The organism is Staphylococcus sp. FSL K6-0223, from assembly GCF_038008285.1.
The window spans coordinates 61,678-80,751 of the sequence record NZ_JBBOYX010000001.1; the positions used below are offsets into that span (position 1 = coordinate 61,678).

Sequence of the window (19,074 nt, forward strand, 5' to 3'; positions counted from 1 at the left end):
TAGATAGTTTGTCAAATACCTATGGGGGTATTTGACAAACTAAAATTTAATCAATATGATGTAATTATTAAAAATAAATGCGGAGTGAAATATATTGGAATATAATAAAAAGATGATTAATCGTATTCATCGCATACAAGGACAGCTTAATGGAGTCATTAAAATGATGGAGGAAGAAAAAAATTGTAAAGACGTCATTAGTCAATTAAGTGCCTCTAAAAGTTCTATTCAACGGTTAATGGGTATTATCATTAGTGAAAACTTAGTAGAATGCGTCAAAATGTCTGAAGAAAATAGTGAAGATTCTCAGGCACTAATTAATGAAGCAGTTGAATTATTGGTAAAAAGTAAATGATAAGTATAACAACAATTATAGTAATGTTAGTTATTGGTATCTTAGGAGGGTTTATTTCTGGATTAGTCGGTATAGGGGGAGCCATTGTTATTTACCCAGCTCTCTTATTATTACCACCATTATTTGGTTTACCTACTTATAGTGCTTATATTGCTTCAGGATTAACTTCAAGTCAGGTGTTTTTTAGTACATTGAGTGGATCTTTAAACGCATATAAAAATAAAAATTTTTCTAGAACGCTTATACTTAATATGGGAAGTGGAATGGTAATAGGTAGTATGCTAGGTGCAATCTTAGCGAATTTAATAAATGTTCAGTTTGTTAATACGGTTTATATTATTATTGCATTACTAGCTCTTATTCTAATGTTTATAAAAGTTACACCATCTACTAGTCATATTAAGTTTAATCGTCTACTTTTAATTACAATAGGTGGTATCATCGGTTTGGTATCTGGTATTGTAGGATCTGGTGGCGCATTTATTATTATTCCAGTACTACTTGTTATATTTAAATTACCAATGAACATGGTAGTTACAAATAGTATTGTAATTGCATTCATCTCTTCTATTGGAGCATTTATGATTAAATTATTACAGGGTTATATTCCTATCAATAGTGCAATACCGTTAATTTTAGGTAGTATACTATTTACGCCTCTAGGTATGAAAATGGGCCAGAAAATACCTGACTATATTCAAAAAACGATAATATGTATTTTAATCGTCATTGCAATTATTAAGTTGATATTTTAAAAACATGGGAGTGGGACAACATTCATTTTGAACTTGATTGAATATATAGTATATTTAATAAAATGCAGCTATTGTGGCGTAGAATTTAAGAATCAAAAAATGATTAATATAGTTTGAAAAGACTGAATATAAATACTAGAAAAATAGCCAGTAAATGAGTTTATTATGAATTCATTTCTTGACTCTTTCAAATAATACTATGAGAAAAATGGTGCAAAACTTATGGTGGGGTGCAGGTTATAATATTGTTGCTGTACCTTTAGCAGCTGGTATTTTAGCATTTATCGGCTTGATTTTAGGTGCTATTTTAATGTCACTAAGTACGGTTATCGTTGCAATTAATGCCTTTACATTAAAATTAAAATAAAAGATAGGAGTTTTATTATGATTAAAAAATTATTTTTTATGATATTAGGATCATTACTAATATTATCAGCTTGCTCCAATAATGATGAAAAAGATAAAGACACTAATGACCAAAAAAGTGAGAGCCATATGAAGCATAATGATGAAAGTAAAGTTCCTGAAGATATGACATCGACTAATGAGGGTGAATTTAAAGTAGGAGATAAAGTAACGATTACAGCAGGGCATATGCCAGGTATGAAAGGTGCGGAAGCTACTGTAAAAGGTGCGTATAAAACATATGCCTATGTTGTAAGTTATAAACCCACAAATGGAAATGAAAAAGTAAACAATCATAAATGGGTCGTAAACGAAGAGATCAAAGATGCACCTAAAGATGGATTTAGTAAGGGCGATACTGTTAAATTAGAAGCAAGTCATATGTCTGGTATGAAAGGTGCTACAGCCAATATAGATAACGTGAAAAAGACGACTGTTTACGTAGTTGATTACAAATCCAAAGATAATGGTAAAATCATTAAAAATCATAAATGGATGACAGGAAATGAACTGAAAGCACGATAAAAATCTAGTTCTAGATTGAGAAATAAATAGATATAAAGATATCCTCCTTAATCAATAATTTAAATAACTTATTATTGTTAAGGAGGATGTTTTTTAGTGTGTAAATTAAAAAGAATTTTAGAAGAATAACATTTATCAAAAAACTGTTCATTACCTTATTAAATGAAATTATATAATTAAAAACCGCATCATTAACCGATACGCAGAAGCATATCATAAATAAAACTAAAAAATAGATTATGGAAAATATATCTTTGGAGAGTGTCGAATGAAAGACATAGAAGTAGAAAAAAGCCTATAAGATGATGAAAGAACAGGATAAAATAAATTTTGGTAAATACCATAAGACACTATTACATATACATACTCTAAGCTCATATGATTTCAAATTATATGATGAATGGAATAAACAATATTTCTATCTATTAGCGAAGATGAAATATTTAGAATTGCTAAAAAAGAAAGTATTCTTTACAGTGGGTATTCTAATATAAATGATTTAAAGGAATTAGATATTTTTAAGAACTATAAGAATCTAAAGGAAATGCTTTCTTATTTTATTTTGGTATACAGCATATATACTAATGGAATATCAATAATTGTTGTTACAGATCATAGTACTGTGTGAAGAGTGGAATAAAGAATTCTGTATGGCTTCTGTTCTACTCTTTTTTATTAAAAATATATAATAAAGAATTTTTTAAAATAGTAAAATTTATACTTTGATTAACTTTTGACATAATTATGAACATCTAAATAAGTAAAAATCAAATATTTGAAATTGTGTTAATATGAATGTAGAAACTAAAGTAATAATTTCATTTAAAATAACTTTTAAATTTTATATACATATTAGCGTTGTGATACACGTATAGAGGGGGAATCAAAAGTGGAAACGCTAATGATTAAAGCAATGGGGACGGTGATACGTTTATCGATTGAACATCAACATTCGAACACATTACTTCAAGAAGCTGAATTAAAAATTCATGATTGGGAATCTCAATTTAGTGCTAATGATCCAAAATCAGATTTGATGAATGTGAATCAACATGCAGGTATCGCACCAGTCAAGGTTAATCCTGAGATGTTTAACATGATACGTTATGGTTATGAAATTACACTATCTTCTAATTTTAAGATGAACATATTGATAGGGCCATTAGTTAAATTATGGAAAATTGGTTTCAAAGATGCATTGAAACCTAAAGAAGAAGATATACAACGCGCTTTAATGTGTATGAATCCTGAAAATCTTGTTCTAAATTCAAAGACACATGAAGTATTTCTTACACAACCAGGAATGGAGATTGATTTAGGAGCCATTGTAAAAGGCTATTTTGCTGATCAATTACAGCAATACTTTTTATCTCATGGTGTAGCTTCTGCCATTATCGATTTAGGTGGTAATGTTTTAACAATTGGTAGACAACCGGAAACTTTAGAAAAATGGCATGTAGGTGTACGCAATCCTTTTTATAAAGATGCATTATCACTCGTTACATTAAATGTAGAGCATCAATCAGTTGTTACTTCCGGCATCTATGAACGCTATTTCATACAGGAACATCAATTATTTCATCATATTTTGGATTCCAATACAGGATATCCTGTAGATAATGATATCGTTAGCGTGACAATCATATCTGATCATGGGATTGATGGCGAGGTATGGAGTACAATTTGTAGTTTTGGTCAATCACAACAAAATATTGAATTATTAAACCTCATAGATGGTGTTGAAGGCATCATTGTGACAAGAGATGGAAACGTTTTAATGACTTCAAAAATGCAGAGGTATTTATAAAATTTTAAAGAATACTCATAAAGAGTATTTTATTTTTAAGTATAAATGTGAAAAAAATCACAATGTCTTAGGAGGAATTGCTATGAGTAAAGAATTATTTGATACTTTTAAATTTAAATGTGGTGCCGAATTAAAAAATAGAGTATTAATGGCGCCCATGACTATCCAAGCTGGATATTTTGATGGAAGTGTTACATCAGAAATGATTGATTATTATCAATTTAGGGCTGGTGATGCTTCAGCAATTATTGTTGAAAGTTGTTTTGTTGAAAACCATGGGAGAGGCTTCCCAGGGGCTATAGGTATTGATAACGATGACAAAATACCTGGACTTAAACGTCTAGCAGAAGCGATTCAATCTAAGGGGTCAAAAGCGATTTTACAACTTTATCATGCTGGAAGAATGGCGAATCCTAAGTTCAATGAAGGTGAACAACCCATATCTGCGAGTCCTATTGCAGCATTAAGACCTGATGCGGTACCACCAAGAGAAATGACACATGCTCAAATCAATCAGATGATAGAAGATTTCGGAGAAGCGACACGTCGTGCTATAGAAGCAGGATTTGATGGTGTTGAAATTCATGGTGCCAACACATACTTATTACAACAATTTTTCTCTCCGCATTCTAATCGAAGAGAAGATACATGGGGAGGCAGTCGTGAAAAACGTACGCGATTCCCAATCGAAGTACTAACAAAAGTTCAACATGTCGTTGCTGAAAATGAAGCCTCTCATTTTATAATAGGATATCGATTCTCACCTGAAGAAATTGAAGAGCCAGGCATACGTTTTGAAGATACAATGTTTTTACTAAATACTTTAGCAAAATATGAACCCGATTACTTCCATATATCAGCAAACAGTTACCAACGTACGTCCATAGTGAATCAAGAAGATACAGAACCTTTAATTAATAAATATCATAAAATGAAAAGTGCACAGTTGGCACAAATTCCATTAATTGGTGTTGGTAGTATTGCGCAACGAAAAGATGCAGAACATGCCCTTGAACTCGGTTATGATCTTTTAAGCGTTGGAAAAGCCTATTTAATAGAACCTCAATGGACGGATAAAATTTCACAAAACGAAGAAGTTGAACAATTTGTCGATATACATGACCAAAAAGTACTTCACATACCATCTCCTCTGTGGAAAGTGATGGACTTCATGATTTTAGATAAAGAAGAAGAACATCGTAAATATGAAAGATTAAAAGCACTACAAAATAAAAAAGTGAAATTTAACAAAGGCACGTATCATGTTTATGCAAAAGGTCATAATGGCAATCTACCAATGAAAGTTCAATTGTCGGAAGATAAAATTGTAAGTATTGAAGTAGATGATAGTGGAGAGTCTGAAGGTATAGCGAACCCAGTTTTTGAACGTTTACCTCAAGATATCATCAATGGACAAACGTTAAATGTCGATGTCATATCAGGTGCGACAGTAACAAGTGAAGGCATCGTGCAGGGCATTGCAGATGCAATTGAACAAGCAGGCGAAGATCCAGATATTTTACGAGCACGTCCTAAACCAGTTGTTCAGTGGTCTGATGAGGTCGTTGAAGAGACGACTGACGTAGTCGTGATTGGTACAGGTGGTGCTGGTTTAAGTGCAGCAGCTACGGTTTTAGACGAAGGAAAAGAAGTCATCATGCTTGAGAAATTTGCGGCTATAGGTGGCAATACCATCCGAACAGGTGGTCAAGTCAATGCTGCTGAGCCTAAATGGCAAAGTGCATTCCCTGCACTCGCTGGTGAAAAAGACACATTGATACAGTTATTAAATCATGATGAAAAGGATATAGATGAGGCTTATCTTGAAGATTTCAATACTTTAAAGCGTCAAATTAAAGATTACCTTGAAAAAAGTAGCAATAAAGATGATTATCTTTTCGATTCTGTTGAATTACATCGCATTCAAACGTATCTAGGTGGAAGACGTAAAGATCGTAATAATGTCGAAATTTCAGGTGATTATGATTTAGTTAAAACACTCACAGATAATGTTTTGGAATCAGTATACTGGTTGAAAGATAAAGGGGTACATTTTGATCGTTCATTTGTAGATATGCCTGTTGGTGCACTATGGCGTCGTGGTCATAAACCAATGAAAGCACAAGGTTTAGAGTACATTGAAAATCTAGGAGATTACGTTAAACATCATCATGGTCGTATTTTTACAGAAACTACTGCAGAAAAATTAATTAAAGAAGGTAATCAAGTTGTTGGTATTGAAGCACGTAAAGCAAATGGTGCTAAAGTTAAGATTCACACTCGTCACGGCGTAGTGTTGGCCACAGGTGGTTTTGGAGCGAATACTAAAATGATACAACAATATAATACGTATTGGGATAACATTCCAGATGATATTAAAACAACAAATTCTCCTGCAATTACAGGTGATGGTATACGTTTAGGTGTGCAAGCAGGCGCTGACATTGTAGGTATGGGATTCTCTCAAATGATGCCGATTTCTGATCCTAAGACAGGTGCATTATTCACAGGATTAATCGTGACACCTTCAAACTTCGTCTTCATTAATAAGGAAGGACATCGTTTTGTTAACGAATTTGAAAGTAGAGATGTATTATCTAAGGCAGCATTAGAACAAAAAGACGGTATCTTCTATATTATTGCAGACGCAAATATTAAAGCGCTAGCTATGAATACGACTGAAGACAAAATCAATCAAGAATTAGAAGATGGCACTTTAATAAAGGCTAATACCTTAGAAGAGTTAGCTCAAAAATTAAACATAGATACAACTACTTTTGTGAATACGATTGAAAGATATAATACTTTCGTAGAACAAGGACATGATGAAGATTTTAATAAAAATGCATTTGATTTAAAAATCGAAAAAGCACCATTCTATGCGACACCACGAAAACCTGCAATACATCATACTATGGGTGGTTTAAAAATCAACACACATGCACAAGTCGTTGATGTAGAAGGTCATATCATTAAAGGATTGTATGCAGCTGGTGAAGTTGCTGGTGGTATACATGCAGGTAACCGTTTAGGTGGTAATGCACTGGCAGATATTTTCACTTTTGGTCGCATTGCCGGTCAAAGTGCTGTAATGAAATAAAGGAGAACAGGAGGGCGTTTAATGATGAGTGAACAGTTTAATAAAGGAAAACAACTCATTGTAGCGATTATTTTAGGGATTCTCACATATTGGTTATTTGCACAGTCTTTCTTGAATATCGCACCACATGTGCAACGTTTCTATGATGTAGATATGAGTATTGTTAACATTGCGGTCAGTCTTACATCACTCTTAACTGGTGTGTTTATAGTTGTAGCAGGAGGTTTATCTGATAAGATAGGTCGAGTTAAAATTACTTACGCAGGTTTGATACTTAGTATACTTGGGTCTATTGCATTGATTATATCTCATGCGCCACTTTTATTATTGGTAGGTCGTGTGTTACAAGGCTTATCTGCAGCATGCCTACTTCCGGCAACTATTGCGTTAATTAATTCATTCTTTCATGGTGAAGAAAGACAAAAGGCACTAAGTTATTGGTCATTTGGTTCATATGGTGGAACAGGATTAGCATCACTATTTGCTGGAATGATAGCCACTTTTATTGGGTGGCGTTGGATTTTCGTGTTGTCAATCATTTTCTCAATTCTTGCCTTAATATTGCTTAAAGGCATACCAGAATCTAAAGATGAATCTGCACATAATAAAAAATTTGATATTATCGGTATCATTATTTTTGTCATTATGATGTTAAGTATTAACATAGTAATAACGCAAGGTGATAGAATTGGATGGTTAAATCCTATTATTGTAATATTAATTGCCATATTCATTGTGACATTAATAGCTTTCTATATATTTGAAAAACGTCAAAATGAACCTTTCATAGATTTTAGTTTATTTTCAAATAATATTTATATTGGCACAACATTAGCTAATTTAATGGTGAATATGGATATAGGCTCACTTGCATTATTTAATATCTATGTTCAAGATGATAAACATTTAACAGGCGCACAAGCGGGTTTAATTACAATTCCATATATGTTGTGTAGTTTGTTAATGATACGTGTAGGTGAACGTTTTATGCAAAATCGAGGGCCACAATTGCCACTTATGTTAGGTCCTTTATCAATTACAGTGGGTATTATACTTTTAGCCTTCACTTCGTTGCCTAACATGATTTACTATATTGTGGCGTGCATCGGATTTATCTTTATAGGTCTAGGATTAGGTTTCTTTGCGACACCAGCGCTATCTACAGCTGTATCTAATGTTCCGGCAGAAAAAGCTGGTACTGCATCAGGAATTATCAAAATGACTTCTACACTCGGTGCAGCATTCGGTATCGCTGTTATAACTACAATTTATACAGCATTGTCTGTCAATCATCCAGCACAATTTGCAGCTACAATCGCATTTATCGTGGGGGCAGGTTTAGTGTTTATCGCATTTATTGCCGCGTATTGTTTAATTCCTAGAAAGAATGTAGATGCTTAAATCGGGAGTTGGCGTAGTAAATATCATTGCTTGAATTTTGATCGTATGTTGTATGATGAATAAATAGTTAAACTTGATGATAGTCTTGAAATAGGAGATGCGTTTGAAGCTTTTTCTTCAGAAATTACGCTTGGAAGATATCAAGCACCATCCGTTGTTGCAAACTTAGTATCATTCTTAGCTTCTAATGATTCTGACTATATTACTGGTCAATTCATTTTAACTGATGGTGGATTAGTGTATAGATAAAAAGGGATACTTCGTCATGGTAATTAACGGATAAAAAAGCGTTTAAATATTTATATATAATGATTGTGTGCTTATACAAAATGTCAACTCAATGCATTCATGTGAGAGTGGGATGATGAGTCTGAGACATAAAGTCTCTGGATAAGTCAAAAAAGACAATTTCTATTGAAATAATATAGAAATTGTCTTTTTTATAATTTTTTGATTATTTTCAGATCAATTGAGCTGCTACTTTTCTTATATTGAGTGCCATTCATACAAATCCAAATTCTCTTTTAATTTTATTTATTCCTCTAATGGATATTCGAATGAAACCCGTTCTAGTAATTTAGTTTTGAACCTACCTAAATAAATATATGAGTTATTTTTTATGCTACAAAATATATTCAGATTTCAATAATGACATAAAATAGGCATCTTTATATTTACCTTTAGTGTAGAATTGTTCTTTGAGTAATCCTTCAGTTTTAAATCCTTGTGACTCGTATATATGCACAGCTTTTTTGTTATCTGTATCAACATATAGATAAATTTTGTGCATGTTTAATATATCGAATGCATAATTTATCGCTTTTTCGAATGCGAATTTTGCATAACCTTTACCACTGAACTCAGGTTTAATAATTATTTGTATTTCACAATTACGATGGATGTAATTAATTTCTACTAATTCAACAATCCCTACGACTTGATTTTCATCTTCAACGATAAAACGTCTTTCCGATTCATCTAATAAATGCTTATCAAATAAATACTGAAGTTCCGTTAAGGATTCATAAGGTTCTTCAAACCAATAAGCCATAATAGAATATTCATTATTTAATTCATGAACAAAAAGTAAATCACTATACTCTAATGCTCTTAGTTTCATAATTCCACTCCCAAAATTTTCTCATATATTTGCATTATAAATATAAATAACGAATAAGTCATCATTCACTGTGAACACTTTATTTTAACAATTAATTCATCACATACTAATTCTCATTTTCTTGTTATTCTCGATTGATTACTCTTACTATGAAACCTATAAAATTCTCATATTTGATTGTATTAAGAATAAATATATTAATAGTAATAATAAAAAAATAAATAATAAGGCTTCCCTCACCGTAAAAGTGAAGGATGCTCTAGTTTTATTGTAAGTAGTATGATATTCATTTTAATAGAGATTGGTTAATAATTGCCTGTAAATCATTGTTAAGTATCGTTGGAAATAAAACATTAAATAAGGAAAGGGATATTAAGTTTGACATGGGGACCAAAAAAAATTAGAAGTGATGCAGACGAAATAAAAATATAATTATGTCATCAACAATTGAGTTATCACATAGCAATATAGATATTACAAAAATGAAGATGTCAGATATTGCTAAATATGCTGGTGTAGGTGGGAGGACATTATATCGACATTTTGAGAGCAAGGCACGTCTATGCGAATCAGTTATGGACAAGTAGGTTGAAGCTATATTTCAAGAAATTGATACGTATTTAGAAAAACATAGAAATAATTCTCCTTATTAACGTGTTTTTGGCATTTTAAGCTATTTTTTGAATTTAAAAGAGACAAACTTTACAATTCTATCGTTTATTGAAAAGTCCTCAAACCCTGCTGGATCCTTAATCCATATTCCATTTTATCATTCACTAGCTGATTTGATTAAATTGCAATTTAAAAAAAGAATATTGAAAGTCTTGACTTTTAAGGTTGATATAATGCTCAATTGTTTTTCTTCAGACTTCTACTATTATTCAAAACATACATAGAAATTGTCTAGAATGGAATTTTTAGAACAAGTTTTAAACTTTATTTTTAAGTGAACATTGGATTCAAGAAATAGAAATATGAATTTTACAGATTTAGAAAAATATATTGAAATTGGTAAAAATGATAGAAATAGTTATTCTAAAAACAGGTCATGACGTGATATTTGTGAGAATGAAAGAAGAACACATGAAAAATAAATAATCTAACCAAAAATATAATTAACAGGTAGAGATAAATTTTATACAACTCAATAGAATTTGTCTTTTTTCACGTATTCAGAAACTTTACATTCCGGATTCCGCAATAACTAATAATTACGTTTCTGTCTTTCAATAAGATGATTAGTTAGTGATACAATAAGTTCATATAAAAAAGTATAAGAACCATTAAAATTTATATAAGTATAAAAAACCGCCTCATTAACCGATACGCAAAAGTACCTCACAAAAGCAATAAAAAAATAGATTGCATGATATATTATAAACTTACTTATTAAATAAAGGAGAAATGAATAATGACGATGTTTCGTGAAGCACTGATATGGATAGTGCTTCTCATATTTAACTTAATAAACACGTTTTTAGTACTTGTGGGAAAATCATCATTATTCAAGGTTCCACTTTGGAGTACATGGTTAGTTTGGGGAATAGTTACTATAATTATAATAGGCGTTTTACTTTTTAGAAAACATTTACAAAAAAAGCATCCACTCATTAATAAAAATCTCAATAATAAAGATTTTAAAGCGGGAGAATTCTTTGTACAAATGCCTCTATATATCATTGAGAATCAAAGCAATGTGATATACGGTAACGAGACAATAACGTATAAGCCTGTTTTTGTTAATATATTTCATAAATTATTGAGTCTCTTTGGTGTTCAAACAAAATATAGTCTATATATGACTTCTAGTGAGAACAATGTAAAAGTAATTCGTACAAATGTTGTGGCTAATAGACCTCAATATACGATGTATTTGAATAATGAAGAAGTAGGCACGCTTGAGATGAAACAGTTTTTCAAAAGTGGGGGAAAGCAACAAATTCCTTATACGTTTAATTACAAATCTGAGGTATTTGATGTAAGCAATCCATTTTTTAGTAATGAAACCAAAATTACATTTGAGAATGACGTAGTATTAACCGCAAAGCGTAGTTTTTTAGATATTTCAAAAAGCAAGCGAACTAAAAAAAGAGGCGAAAAACACACTATACACATTCACAGCACTAGAGTAGAGAAAGAAATATTACTAGCCATTTACTTACAATGTGTGATCAATAAGCAAACACAATAAGTGAAGTATAGCGATAGTATAAGGCGACCCGTATATTAGCGAATAAAGATTTTAGTACAAATATACCCTATGATCATAACGGCTAAAAAAGATAGTGAGGGTAATAAAACAAACCATATTGACATAGCTATCTCTCCTTACTTACCATATTTTGTATTTAAAAGTTAAACTTATAAGTAAAAGTGATCGATGATTTTAAATATAGTTTAACAAAAATAATTAAAAATGAAATAACTTACAATTGATATATTAAAATGTATATAAAAGTGTTAAAGATAAAATAAGTTATATATCCCTCACTTGGAAATGAATGGAATAAGAATGTTACAATGCAAATGAGTAGAGGAGAGTGTTTATGAAAAAGATAATATTATTAGCTAGTCTACTGAGTTTGTCTTTTATCTTAGCAGCTTGTGGAACATCGGGAGAACAGAAAGAACCTTCTAAAGATAGTCAAAAGTCAGAGAAATATACATATGAGTATTATGAAGTGCTAAATAATGGTTCAGAAGATACACCCAATGTGGAAATAAAATATAAAGATAAAAATGGTAAATCACATTTACAAAAGACGGATTTAGAACACGTTTATGAACATATTTTAAATGATGGAAATAAAAAGCCTTATATAATTAAAGATGGTAAAAAGATTCATGTCTATCGTCCACCATATATGATTTATGGCGATGACGATATTGAAGGACAAGTTACTGCTAAAGATGAAGTATCTAAAGAGTAAGAGGTGAGTGGGTGAAGCATAAAGTATTAAAAATGATAAGTATAATGATAATCTTTAATGTGCTCTCGCTTTGTATATTGTCTACAAATTTAGAAGCTGTAACATCAAGCACGAGTAGCTCAAGTTCGAGTAGTAGTTCGTCATCTTCTGCAGTTAGAAGCTCAACGTCTTCAAGTTCGTCAATGAGTCGTTCAAGTACGATGAATGCTTCACGAGTTGCAAAACAATCAAGTCAACGTGCAGCGCAACAAGCTAGTCGAACAAATAGTATGACATATAATAACAAATCATCAAAATTCAAACAAGATACTGGTAAAATTCAATCTCAACAAGCACGATCAATGGTGTCTACAAGACATCGATACAGACCAGGGGGCTCATATGCGTCACAATTTATGGCCACTTCATATTATAATAATTGGTTATTTTTTTATTTTATTACATCCGGTATGTATAAAAATAAAACCAATCATGTTGAATACCAAAAAAACATGTTGAAACAACAAATGAAAGCACATGAGAAATTATATACCATTACCGTTCAAACTAATAAAGGCAAACGTTTAGTTGTTGTCCCGAAAAAGCAATACGATAAAATTAAAACCGGTGAGAAAGTGAAAATTAAAAATAGTGTATTGCAATAACTCACATTGAGTCGTTCAACGTTCTTAATAGAAGGGAATTTTAATAAAGTTAAAGTGTGCTCATCATTTTAAAACTCTGTAATCGTCTAAAATGGCATATTAAAAAAAGCGTCTCAATGATATTGAGACGCTTAAAATTTATCTAGCCTTAAATGAGTCAATGGCTGCTTTGATTTCATCTCTAACACGTTGGAATTCTGACCAAGGTTTGCCTGCTGGATCATCAAATCCCCAATGTTCTTTTTTTACATTAGGCGGCAATACAGGACAGTTTTGATCAGCATCACTACATAGAGTTACTACTAAATCGGATTGGTTTAGTATAGTGTTGTCAATTAAATTAGAAGTATGGTTTGAGATATCAATTCCGACTTCTTTCATCGCTTCGATTGCTTTCGGATTGACACCGTGTGCCTCAATACCGCCAGAATATACTTGCCATTCGTCACCTAAGATTTTTTTACCCCAACCTTCAGCCATTTGGCTACGGCATGAATTACCTGTACATATAAAGTAAATTGTTTTTTTATCCATAAATAGTTTCCTCTTTTTTTAGAAAATAATAAGTGTTAGATATAACCCTAACAGTGTGATAAATAATACCGGAATCGTTATAATAATACCGATTTTAAAGTATTGTCCCCAAGAAATTTTAACACCTTTTTGAGTAAGCACATGTAACCAGAGAAGTGTTGCTAACGAACCAATTGGTGTTATTTTAGGTCCTAAATCAGATCCGATAACATTCGCATAAATCATGCCTTCCTTGAGTATGCTTGTTGTTTGAGATTGACCAATCGCTATTGCATCTATTAAAACAGTTGGCATGTTGTTCATAATGGATGAAAGGAATGCAGCTATAAAGCCCATGCCCATGATACCACTAAATAAGCCGTAATTTGAAATATTTGTTAGTACATCACTAAGAAGCGTTGTGATGCCCACATTTTTTAGACCAAATACCACAAGATACATACCAATAGAGAATAAAACAATATTCCATGGCGCACCTTTAATTACTTGTTTCGTATGCACAGCCTTAGACTTACGTGCTAATAATACAAATATTAAAGCAATGATACCAGCAATAATTGATACTGGAATATTTATAAACTCACTTATTAAATAACCAACTAGCAATACAGTGAGTACAATCCATGAGATATTAAAAAGCTTTTTGTCCTTAATCGCTTCTTTTGGTTCTCTAATATTTACTGCATCAAATTTTCTTGGGATAGACTTTCTAAAATAAAGCCATAAGACAAGAATACTTGCGATTAAAGAGAATATATTAGGTATAATCATTTTACTGAAGTACTCAACAAATCCAATATCAAAGTAATCAGCAGAAACAATATTAACTAAATTACTAACAATTAATGGAAGAGACGTAGTATCTGCGATAAAACCACTAGCAATAATAAATGGGAATATCGCTTTTTTATCAAATCCTAAACTACGTACCATTGCTAAAACAATAGGCGTCAGTATTAAAGCCGCACCATCATTTGCGAAGAAGGCTGCTACAACTGAACCTAAGAGCATGATAAAGATAAACATTTTCAAGCCATTACCCTTTGATGCTCTTACCATATGTATGGCAGACCATTCAAAGAATCCAATTTCATCTAATATGAGTGAAATAAGAATAACTGCAACAAAAGTTAAAGTCGCATTCCAAACAATTCCAGTAACTTCTAGTACGTCTGAAAAGCTTACAACGCCAGTGATTATAGCAACTACAGCACCAATTAATGCAGTAATACCAATATCTAGACCTTTAGGTTGCCATATAACAAAAATTAACGTTAATACAAATATTGTGATTGCTAATATCGTCATCATTAACACTCACCTTTCTCTACTGTTTCACATATACATGGGCCAGCACTGGAACTCAATAGAGTCAGTCGTGATGTAACGTCATCCAATACGTCATGATTCAATTTGTATAAAATTTTATTACCATCTTTTCTGGATGTAATTAAATTATTGTCTTTTAATACTTTCATATGATGACTTAATGTGGGTTGAGAAAAAGAAAAATGCTCTAATAAATCACAAGCGCATAATTCACCACAAGATAACAAGTCTAATATTTCAAGGCGGCTACTATCAGCAATCACTTTTAAGTATTGTGAAATTTTTTTATAATTCAATTTTTCTTCTTCCTTTCTACTTGAAACCTTTTATAACGTTGATAATTTTTATTACCACCTGACAAATTAAACACTTGTTTAAAACCTAAATTAATAAGTACGTTTTGTGCAGCATTCCCAGTAGTACCTTTATTACAATAAGTCACTATCTTTTGATTTTTATCTAATGTTTTTGCATAACTTCTCAATATTTTCAATGGGACGTTAATCGCTCCATCAACATGATTAACTTCAAATTGCTTTGGAGAACGTACATCTAAAATCAATAAGTCATTATTTTGTTTTATGACTTCTTCAGGCGTTATAATTTTGCGTCCTCGAGTAATATTGTGTCCAATCATCCCTGTATAAATAACAGGATCTTTAGTTGTAGAAAAAGGAGGCGCATATGCTAAATCTAAATGAAATAAATCTTCTGCATGGGCGCCAAACGTTATAGCAGTAGCTAGTACATCTATTCTCTTATCTACACCTTCATACCCAATAATTTGAGCACCCAGTAATTTAGAATTGTTTTTATCAAATATAGCTTTAATTACCATTTCTTGGCCTTGCATATATTCTGGACGATTCGGTTTCACATTGTGTAATACGTCAATATCAATATCTAAATCAATAGCTTCTTTTTCAGTTAAGCCTGTTTGGGCAATTGTCATATCAAATATACGAACAATGCCTGTTCCTAAAATGCCTTTATGTTCTAGATTTCCACCAGTTAATCGATCTCCTAAAATACGTCCCATTTTATTTGCTGTAGAACCTAGCGGTCTATATATAGGGTCACCAGTAATTAAATTATAACTTTCTGCTACATCACCAATTGCATATATGTGAGGAATATTTGTTTCAAAATACTTATTGGTTTGTATTGCTCCAGATTTTCCAATATTAATACCAATTTCTTTAGCTAATTTAGTATTTGGTGTGACACCAATCCCAATAATGATTAAATCTGTATCAATTAATTCGCCAGTTTTTAAGCTTACTCTATTTATTGTATGATTTTCATCATAATCAATACTATCTATTTCATTATAGGTATATACGTTAGCTTTATCTTCAATATATTCTTGAATCATAAAACTGATATCGTAGTCTAAATGAGGCATAAAAGTACTGCGTTGAATAATTGAAGTATTGTAGTTAGATAATTGTTCTAACATTTCTAGACCAATAAATCCACCACCAATGATTGTTATATTCTGAACATCATTGCTCTCAATATAATTATAAATTGCTTTCGCATCATTAATATTCTTAACTTTAAATACATTGTTATATTCTTCGCTATTTAATTGAGGAAGTTCCTTAGGCGATGAGCCTGTTGCTAATACTAATTCGTCATATTCTTGAATCATCTTTTCATCATTTACTAAATTGGTAACAGTTATTGTTTGATCAGTATCATTTATCTGATTCACTTCATATTTTGTATAAATATCTATATTAAAGCGCTCTTTAAACCATTTAGCATTTCTTGGCGTGAGTTCATCAATATCAGATACATTACCGCCTATATAGTAGGGGATACCACATACTGAATACGAAATATCATTATCTTTATCAAAAACGATAATTTCCACATCTTCACTATTTCTTCTTGCTTTAGCCGCGACACTTGTACCGGCAGCAACTGAACCGATGATTACAATTTTTTTCATTATGATAACCCCCCATAAGGTATGACAAAATAATTATCAAGACTTTCATTTTTAATCTTGTTTATCCAAAATGATTCATCTTCTTTTTTGTTACTAAAAAGGTCATCACGTTGATTTAGCGTAACTAACGATTGATTAACAACCCACCAATTATGGCCTATATTAGCTCTATTTAAATCTTCTACTAAACGTTTAGATTCTAAATAAGGTGTTTTTTCTGCTAGTGTTACGATTATCATCTGTGTTAAATTTTTATTTTGAATCTTAGGTAATAATGTTTCAACATTACTGGTAGTTTGAGTTGATTTTTTCTTTAATTCTCTATGATGATTTTCACTAGAATCAAGTAACAGCAAAGTATGGCCTGTAGGAGCTGTATCTACAATGACGTAATCCATGTCGTCTTGATTCTCCATAATGTCACTAAAGGCTTTGAAAAATGCTATTTCTTCTGTACAAGGTGATTTTAAATCTTCCATAATATAATCAATATCGTCTTGTGGTGTATCATCATTCACTGTGGCTAGTACTTCTTTTTTATACTTTTCTAATGCTTGTTCTTCATCAATATAAGCAGTATTTAAATTACTTGTAGTTTCAACATTAATTTCTTTAGTAGGGTCAGTAGTTGCTAAAAGAACACGATATCCTTTATTAGATAACGTTGTAGCTAATTGCGTTGCTACTGTCGTTTTACCAACGCCACCTTTTCCCATTGTAAATAAATATTGAACTTTACTATTTTCAATTTCATCGATTAATTTATTAAATTGCGGATGATCTTCAACAATAAAGTCATCATTTTCAATTAAGTTATCATCATTTAATAGATTCGTTAAACTTTCTATACCTTCTTCTTTCTGCTTTTTATATGGAACGTAATAAGCATGATTGTTATTTAACCATTCAGTAAAATGATTAATGTTTTTATCTTGTTCCGATTTCATCTGACTCGAAATTAAACCGTGACTTTCTTCTATATAGTTGTTAATGATTACTTTGAATTTAGAAATTGACAGTTGTTGTAATTCTTGTTGCGCTCTTTGAATTTCATATATAGAAGAATGAGTAGGTCTCGCAACTAACATCATGGTCGTATCATCTTGGTTACGTAGTTTTTCAAGTGCTGAATTATATTTAACTCTATTTTCATTTAAACCTGATAATTGACCTAAGCAAGAAGCGTCATTACTCGTTGTATTTAAATAATCTGTCCATGCAGAAGGTAATTCAAGCATTCTCAAGGTGTGACCTGTAGGAGCTGTATCAAATATAATGAAATCAAATTCTTGTTCTAAAGTTTTATCGGATAAAAAATTTGTAAATTCATTAAATGCTGCTACTTCAACTGTACATGAACCACTTAACTGTTCTTTCATTTCAGAAAGCACATCTTCTGGTAGAATACCCTCATAAGGTTCTATAGATTGTGCTTTATAATCGTCTGCAGCAGCAATCGGGTCAAAATTGGCTATAGAGAGATTAGGTATAGGTTGATATTTAGTTAATTTATTAGATAATTCCATTTGAAATACATCTTGTAAATTACTAGCTGGATCAGTACTTACTAAAGCTACTTTCTTTCCATTCTCTGCTAAGTTTAAAGCAATAAAACTTGATATCGTTGTTTTGCCTACGCCACCTTTACCAGTAAAAAACAAATATTTTGTTAACTCAATGTTATCTAAATTCAATTTATTTAAGTATTTAACAGCATCCATCTCCACCACAGCATCCTCCATTTCTCATTTGATTAACTGTAATGATTTCATCGGCTTCTTCTTGGGTAATATAAGCGCCCGTTTTAGCTATACCGCCTTCTATAAAAGTGATTGGTAAAACTTCATCACCTTTTTCTTGAATTAAACGAATAACTTCTTGATTTTTAATGAATTCATTCGGATTATTATTCATATTATAACGTTGAACTTCTATTTGATTTTGTTTTAAATATTCATTGATTTGGTTCGCTTTTATTAGTGTTTCATCCGGTTCTGGACCACATACCCCAGTAGAACAGCACATAGCTTCTTCGTATATTTCAATATTTAACATTATACTCACCTCATTAATTAATTTACGATTATAGACTAACATCTATATAGATGGATGTCTATGTTTTTATTTGAGTTTTAAAAATTTTACTAAATTTAATTCTTAATAATACAATTTATAAAAAATTATTTTAGTATTTCTGTGAGCAATACCTAAG

General features: G+C 31.3%; 17 protein-coding genes and 3 pseudogenes. 12 read left to right on the forward strand and 8 right to left on the reverse strand.

All coding sequences use genetic code 11. The features are described from left to right. The first annotated feature begins 94 nt into the window (after positions 1 to 94). The 8 genes and pseudogenes from cstR to MHI13_RS00290 form a co-directional block, all read left to right on the forward strand. A complete protein-coding gene (cstR, locus tag MHI13_RS00255) occupies positions 95 to 355 on the forward strand; it encodes a persulfide-sensing transcriptional repressor CstR (RefSeq protein WP_049382303.1) in 261 nt (86 codons plus the stop codon). Next, entirely contained in the window at positions 352 to 1,110 is a 759-nt protein-coding gene (locus tag MHI13_RS00260) for a sulfite exporter TauE/SafE family protein (RefSeq protein ID WP_070548248.1), read from the forward strand. Before cstR ends, MHI13_RS00260 begins: the two co-directional genes overlap by 4 nt. A 169-nt stretch (positions 1,111 to 1,279) precedes the next feature. Then, positions 1,280 to 1,477 (forward strand): annotated as a pseudogene (locus MHI13_RS00265) (heavy metal translocating P-type ATPase); the annotation flags it as partial. Positions 1,478 to 1,494: 17 nt separating this feature from the next. Further along, on the forward strand, positions 1,495 to 2,040 hold the full coding sequence (locus tag MHI13_RS00270; protein ID WP_031869236.1) for a YdhK family protein: 546 nt from the start codon (positions 1,495 to 1,497) through the stop codon (positions 2,038 to 2,040). Between the two features lie 901 nt (positions 2,041 to 2,941). After that, positions 2,942 to 3,847: an FAD:protein FMN transferase gene (locus MHI13_RS00275; protein ID WP_037541164.1), complete on the forward strand. Its 906-nt coding sequence runs from the start codon at positions 2,942 to 2,944 to the stop codon at positions 3,845 to 3,847. Positions 3,848 to 3,929: 82 nt separating this feature from the next. Next, positions 3,930 to 6,947: an NADH-dependent flavin oxidoreductase gene (locus MHI13_RS00280; RefSeq protein WP_017175153.1), complete on the forward strand. Its 3,018-nt coding sequence runs from the start codon at positions 3,930 to 3,932 to the stop codon at positions 6,945 to 6,947. Between the two features lie 24 nt (positions 6,948 to 6,971). Further along, complete coding sequence (locus MHI13_RS00285) at positions 6,972 to 8,348, forward strand: MFS transporter (protein ID WP_029376768.1); 1,377 nt, start codon at positions 6,972 to 6,974, stop codon at positions 8,346 to 8,348. Between the two features lie 63 nt (positions 8,349 to 8,411). Further along, positions 8,412 to 8,597 (forward strand): annotated as a pseudogene (locus MHI13_RS00290) (SDR family oxidoreductase); the annotation flags it as partial. 97 nt (positions 8,598 to 8,694) lie between these two features. Here the strand turns inward: MHI13_RS00290 and MHI13_RS00295 are convergent. Beyond that, positions 8,695 to 8,913, reverse strand: a pseudogene (locus MHI13_RS00295) (IS5/IS1182 family transposase); the annotation flags it as partial. 57 nt (positions 8,914 to 8,970) lie between these two features. Further along, the gene (locus MHI13_RS00300) at positions 8,971 to 9,468 is read right to left on the reverse strand and encodes a GNAT family N-acetyltransferase (RefSeq protein WP_017175155.1); all 498 of its coding nucleotides are present in this window, start codon (positions 9,466 to 9,468) and stop codon (positions 8,971 to 8,973) included. A gap of 434 nt (positions 9,469 to 9,902) precedes the next feature. Between MHI13_RS00300 and MHI13_RS00305 the strand changes: the two genes are divergently transcribed. The 4 genes from MHI13_RS00305 (at position 9,903) to MHI13_RS00320 (ending at position 13,042) form a co-directional block, all read left to right on the forward strand. Then, entirely contained in the window at positions 9,903 to 10,055 is a 153-nt protein-coding gene (locus MHI13_RS00305) for a TetR/AcrR family transcriptional regulator (protein WP_079335331.1), read from the forward strand. An 830-nt stretch (positions 10,056 to 10,885) separates the two neighbouring features. Continuing rightward, positions 10,886 to 11,659, forward strand: coding sequence for a hypothetical protein (locus MHI13_RS00310; protein WP_228452114.1), 774 nt, complete (start codon positions 10,886 to 10,888; stop codon positions 11,657 to 11,659). 355 nt (positions 11,660 to 12,014) lie between these two features. After that, positions 12,015 to 12,398 (forward strand): hypothetical protein, encoded by a 384-nt coding sequence (locus tag MHI13_RS00315; protein ID WP_049379373.1) that lies wholly within the window; start codon positions 12,015 to 12,017, stop codon positions 12,396 to 12,398. Positions 12,399 to 12,409: 11 nt separating this feature from the next. After that, on the forward strand, positions 12,410 to 13,042 hold the full coding sequence (locus MHI13_RS00320; protein WP_049415103.1) for a hypothetical protein: 633 nt from the start codon (positions 12,410 to 12,412) through the stop codon (positions 13,040 to 13,042). A gap of 138 nt (positions 13,043 to 13,180) precedes the next feature. Here the strand turns inward: MHI13_RS00320 and arsC are convergent, their stop codons facing one another. From arsC to arsD, 6 genes are read right to left on the reverse strand one after another with little or no spacing between them, the layout of a single operon-like run. Continuing rightward, the gene (gene arsC, locus MHI13_RS00325; protein WP_017175594.1) at positions 13,181 to 13,576 is read right to left on the reverse strand and encodes an arsenate reductase (thioredoxin); all 396 of its coding nucleotides are present in this window, start codon (positions 13,574 to 13,576) and stop codon (positions 13,181 to 13,183) included. Between the two features lie 18 nt (positions 13,577 to 13,594). Next, positions 13,595 to 14,887: an arsenite efflux transporter membrane subunit ArsB gene (gene arsB, locus MHI13_RS00330; RefSeq protein ID WP_049415106.1), complete on the reverse strand. Its 1,293-nt coding sequence runs from the start codon at positions 14,885 to 14,887 to the stop codon at positions 13,595 to 13,597. Continuing rightward, positions 14,887 to 15,201: an ArsR/SmtB family transcription factor gene (locus MHI13_RS00335; protein ID WP_001830569.1), complete on the reverse strand. Its 315-nt coding sequence runs from the start codon at positions 15,199 to 15,201 to the stop codon at positions 14,887 to 14,889. Before MHI13_RS00335 ends, arsB begins: the two co-directional genes overlap by 1 nt. After that, entirely contained in the window at positions 15,198 to 16,862 is a 1,665-nt protein-coding gene (locus MHI13_RS00340; protein ID WP_002488499.1) for an FAD-dependent oxidoreductase, read from the reverse strand. The genes MHI13_RS00335 and MHI13_RS00340 overlap by 4 nt, the downstream gene beginning before the upstream one ends. Beyond that, positions 16,862 to 18,583: an arsenical pump-driving ATPase gene (gene arsA / locus MHI13_RS00345; RefSeq protein ID WP_017175596.1), complete on the reverse strand. Its 1,722-nt coding sequence runs from the start codon at positions 18,581 to 18,583 to the stop codon at positions 16,862 to 16,864. The genes MHI13_RS00340 and arsA overlap by 1 nt, the downstream gene beginning before the upstream one ends. Continuing rightward, positions 18,570 to 18,917 carry an arsenite efflux transporter metallochaperone ArsD gene (arsD, locus tag MHI13_RS00350; protein ID WP_002449502.1) on the reverse strand — a complete coding sequence of 116 codons (348 nt, stop codon included), beginning with the start codon at positions 18,915 to 18,917 and terminating at the stop codon, positions 18,570 to 18,572. Before arsD ends, arsA begins: the two co-directional genes overlap by 14 nt. Positions 18,918 to 19,074 lie beyond the last annotated feature (157 nt).

Coding starts and splice junctions, on each gene's coding strand:
- MHI13_RS00305 (WP_079335331.1), top strand. CDS start 9,903: ATGTCATCAACAATTGAGTTATCACATAGCAATATAGATATTACAAAA.
- MHI13_RS00275 (WP_037541164.1), top strand. CDS start 2,942: ATGATTAAAGCAATGGGGACGGTGATACGTTTATCGATTGAACATCAA.
- MHI13_RS00315 (WP_049379373.1), top strand. CDS start 12,015: ATGAAAAAGATAATATTATTAGCTAGTCTACTGAGTTTGTCTTTTATC.
- MHI13_RS00270 (WP_031869236.1), top strand. CDS start 1,495: ATGATTAAAAAATTATTTTTTATGATATTAGGATCATTACTAATATTA.
- MHI13_RS00285 (WP_029376768.1), top strand. CDS start 6,972: ATGAGTGAACAGTTTAATAAAGGAAAACAACTCATTGTAGCGATTATT.
- arsD (WP_002449502.1), bottom strand. CDS start 18,917: ATGTTAAATATTGAAATATACGAAGAAGCTATGTGCTGTTCTACTGGG.
- MHI13_RS00300 (WP_017175155.1), bottom strand. CDS start 9,468: ATGAAACTAAGAGCATTAGAGTATAGTGATTTACTTTTTGTTCATGAA.
- MHI13_RS00260 (WP_070548248.1), top strand. CDS start 352: ATGATAAGTATAACAACAATTATAGTAATGTTAGTTATTGGTATCTTA.
- arsA (WP_017175596.1), bottom strand. CDS start 18,583: ATGGATGCTGTTAAATACTTAAATAAATTGAATTTAGATAACATTGAG.
- arsC (WP_017175594.1), bottom strand. CDS start 13,576: ATGGATAAAAAAACAATTTACTTTATATGTACAGGTAATTCATGCCGT.
- MHI13_RS00310 (WP_228452114.1), top strand. CDS start 10,886: ATGTTTCGTGAAGCACTGATATGGATAGTGCTTCTCATATTTAACTTA.
- arsB (WP_049415106.1), bottom strand. CDS start 14,887: ATGATGACGATATTAGCAATCACAATATTTGTATTAACGTTAATTTTT.
- MHI13_RS00280 (WP_017175153.1), top strand. CDS start 3,930: ATGAGTAAAGAATTATTTGATACTTTTAAATTTAAATGTGGTGCCGAA.
- MHI13_RS00340 (WP_002488499.1), bottom strand. CDS start 16,862: ATGAAAAAAATTGTAATCATCGGTTCAGTTGCTGCCGGTACAAGTGTC.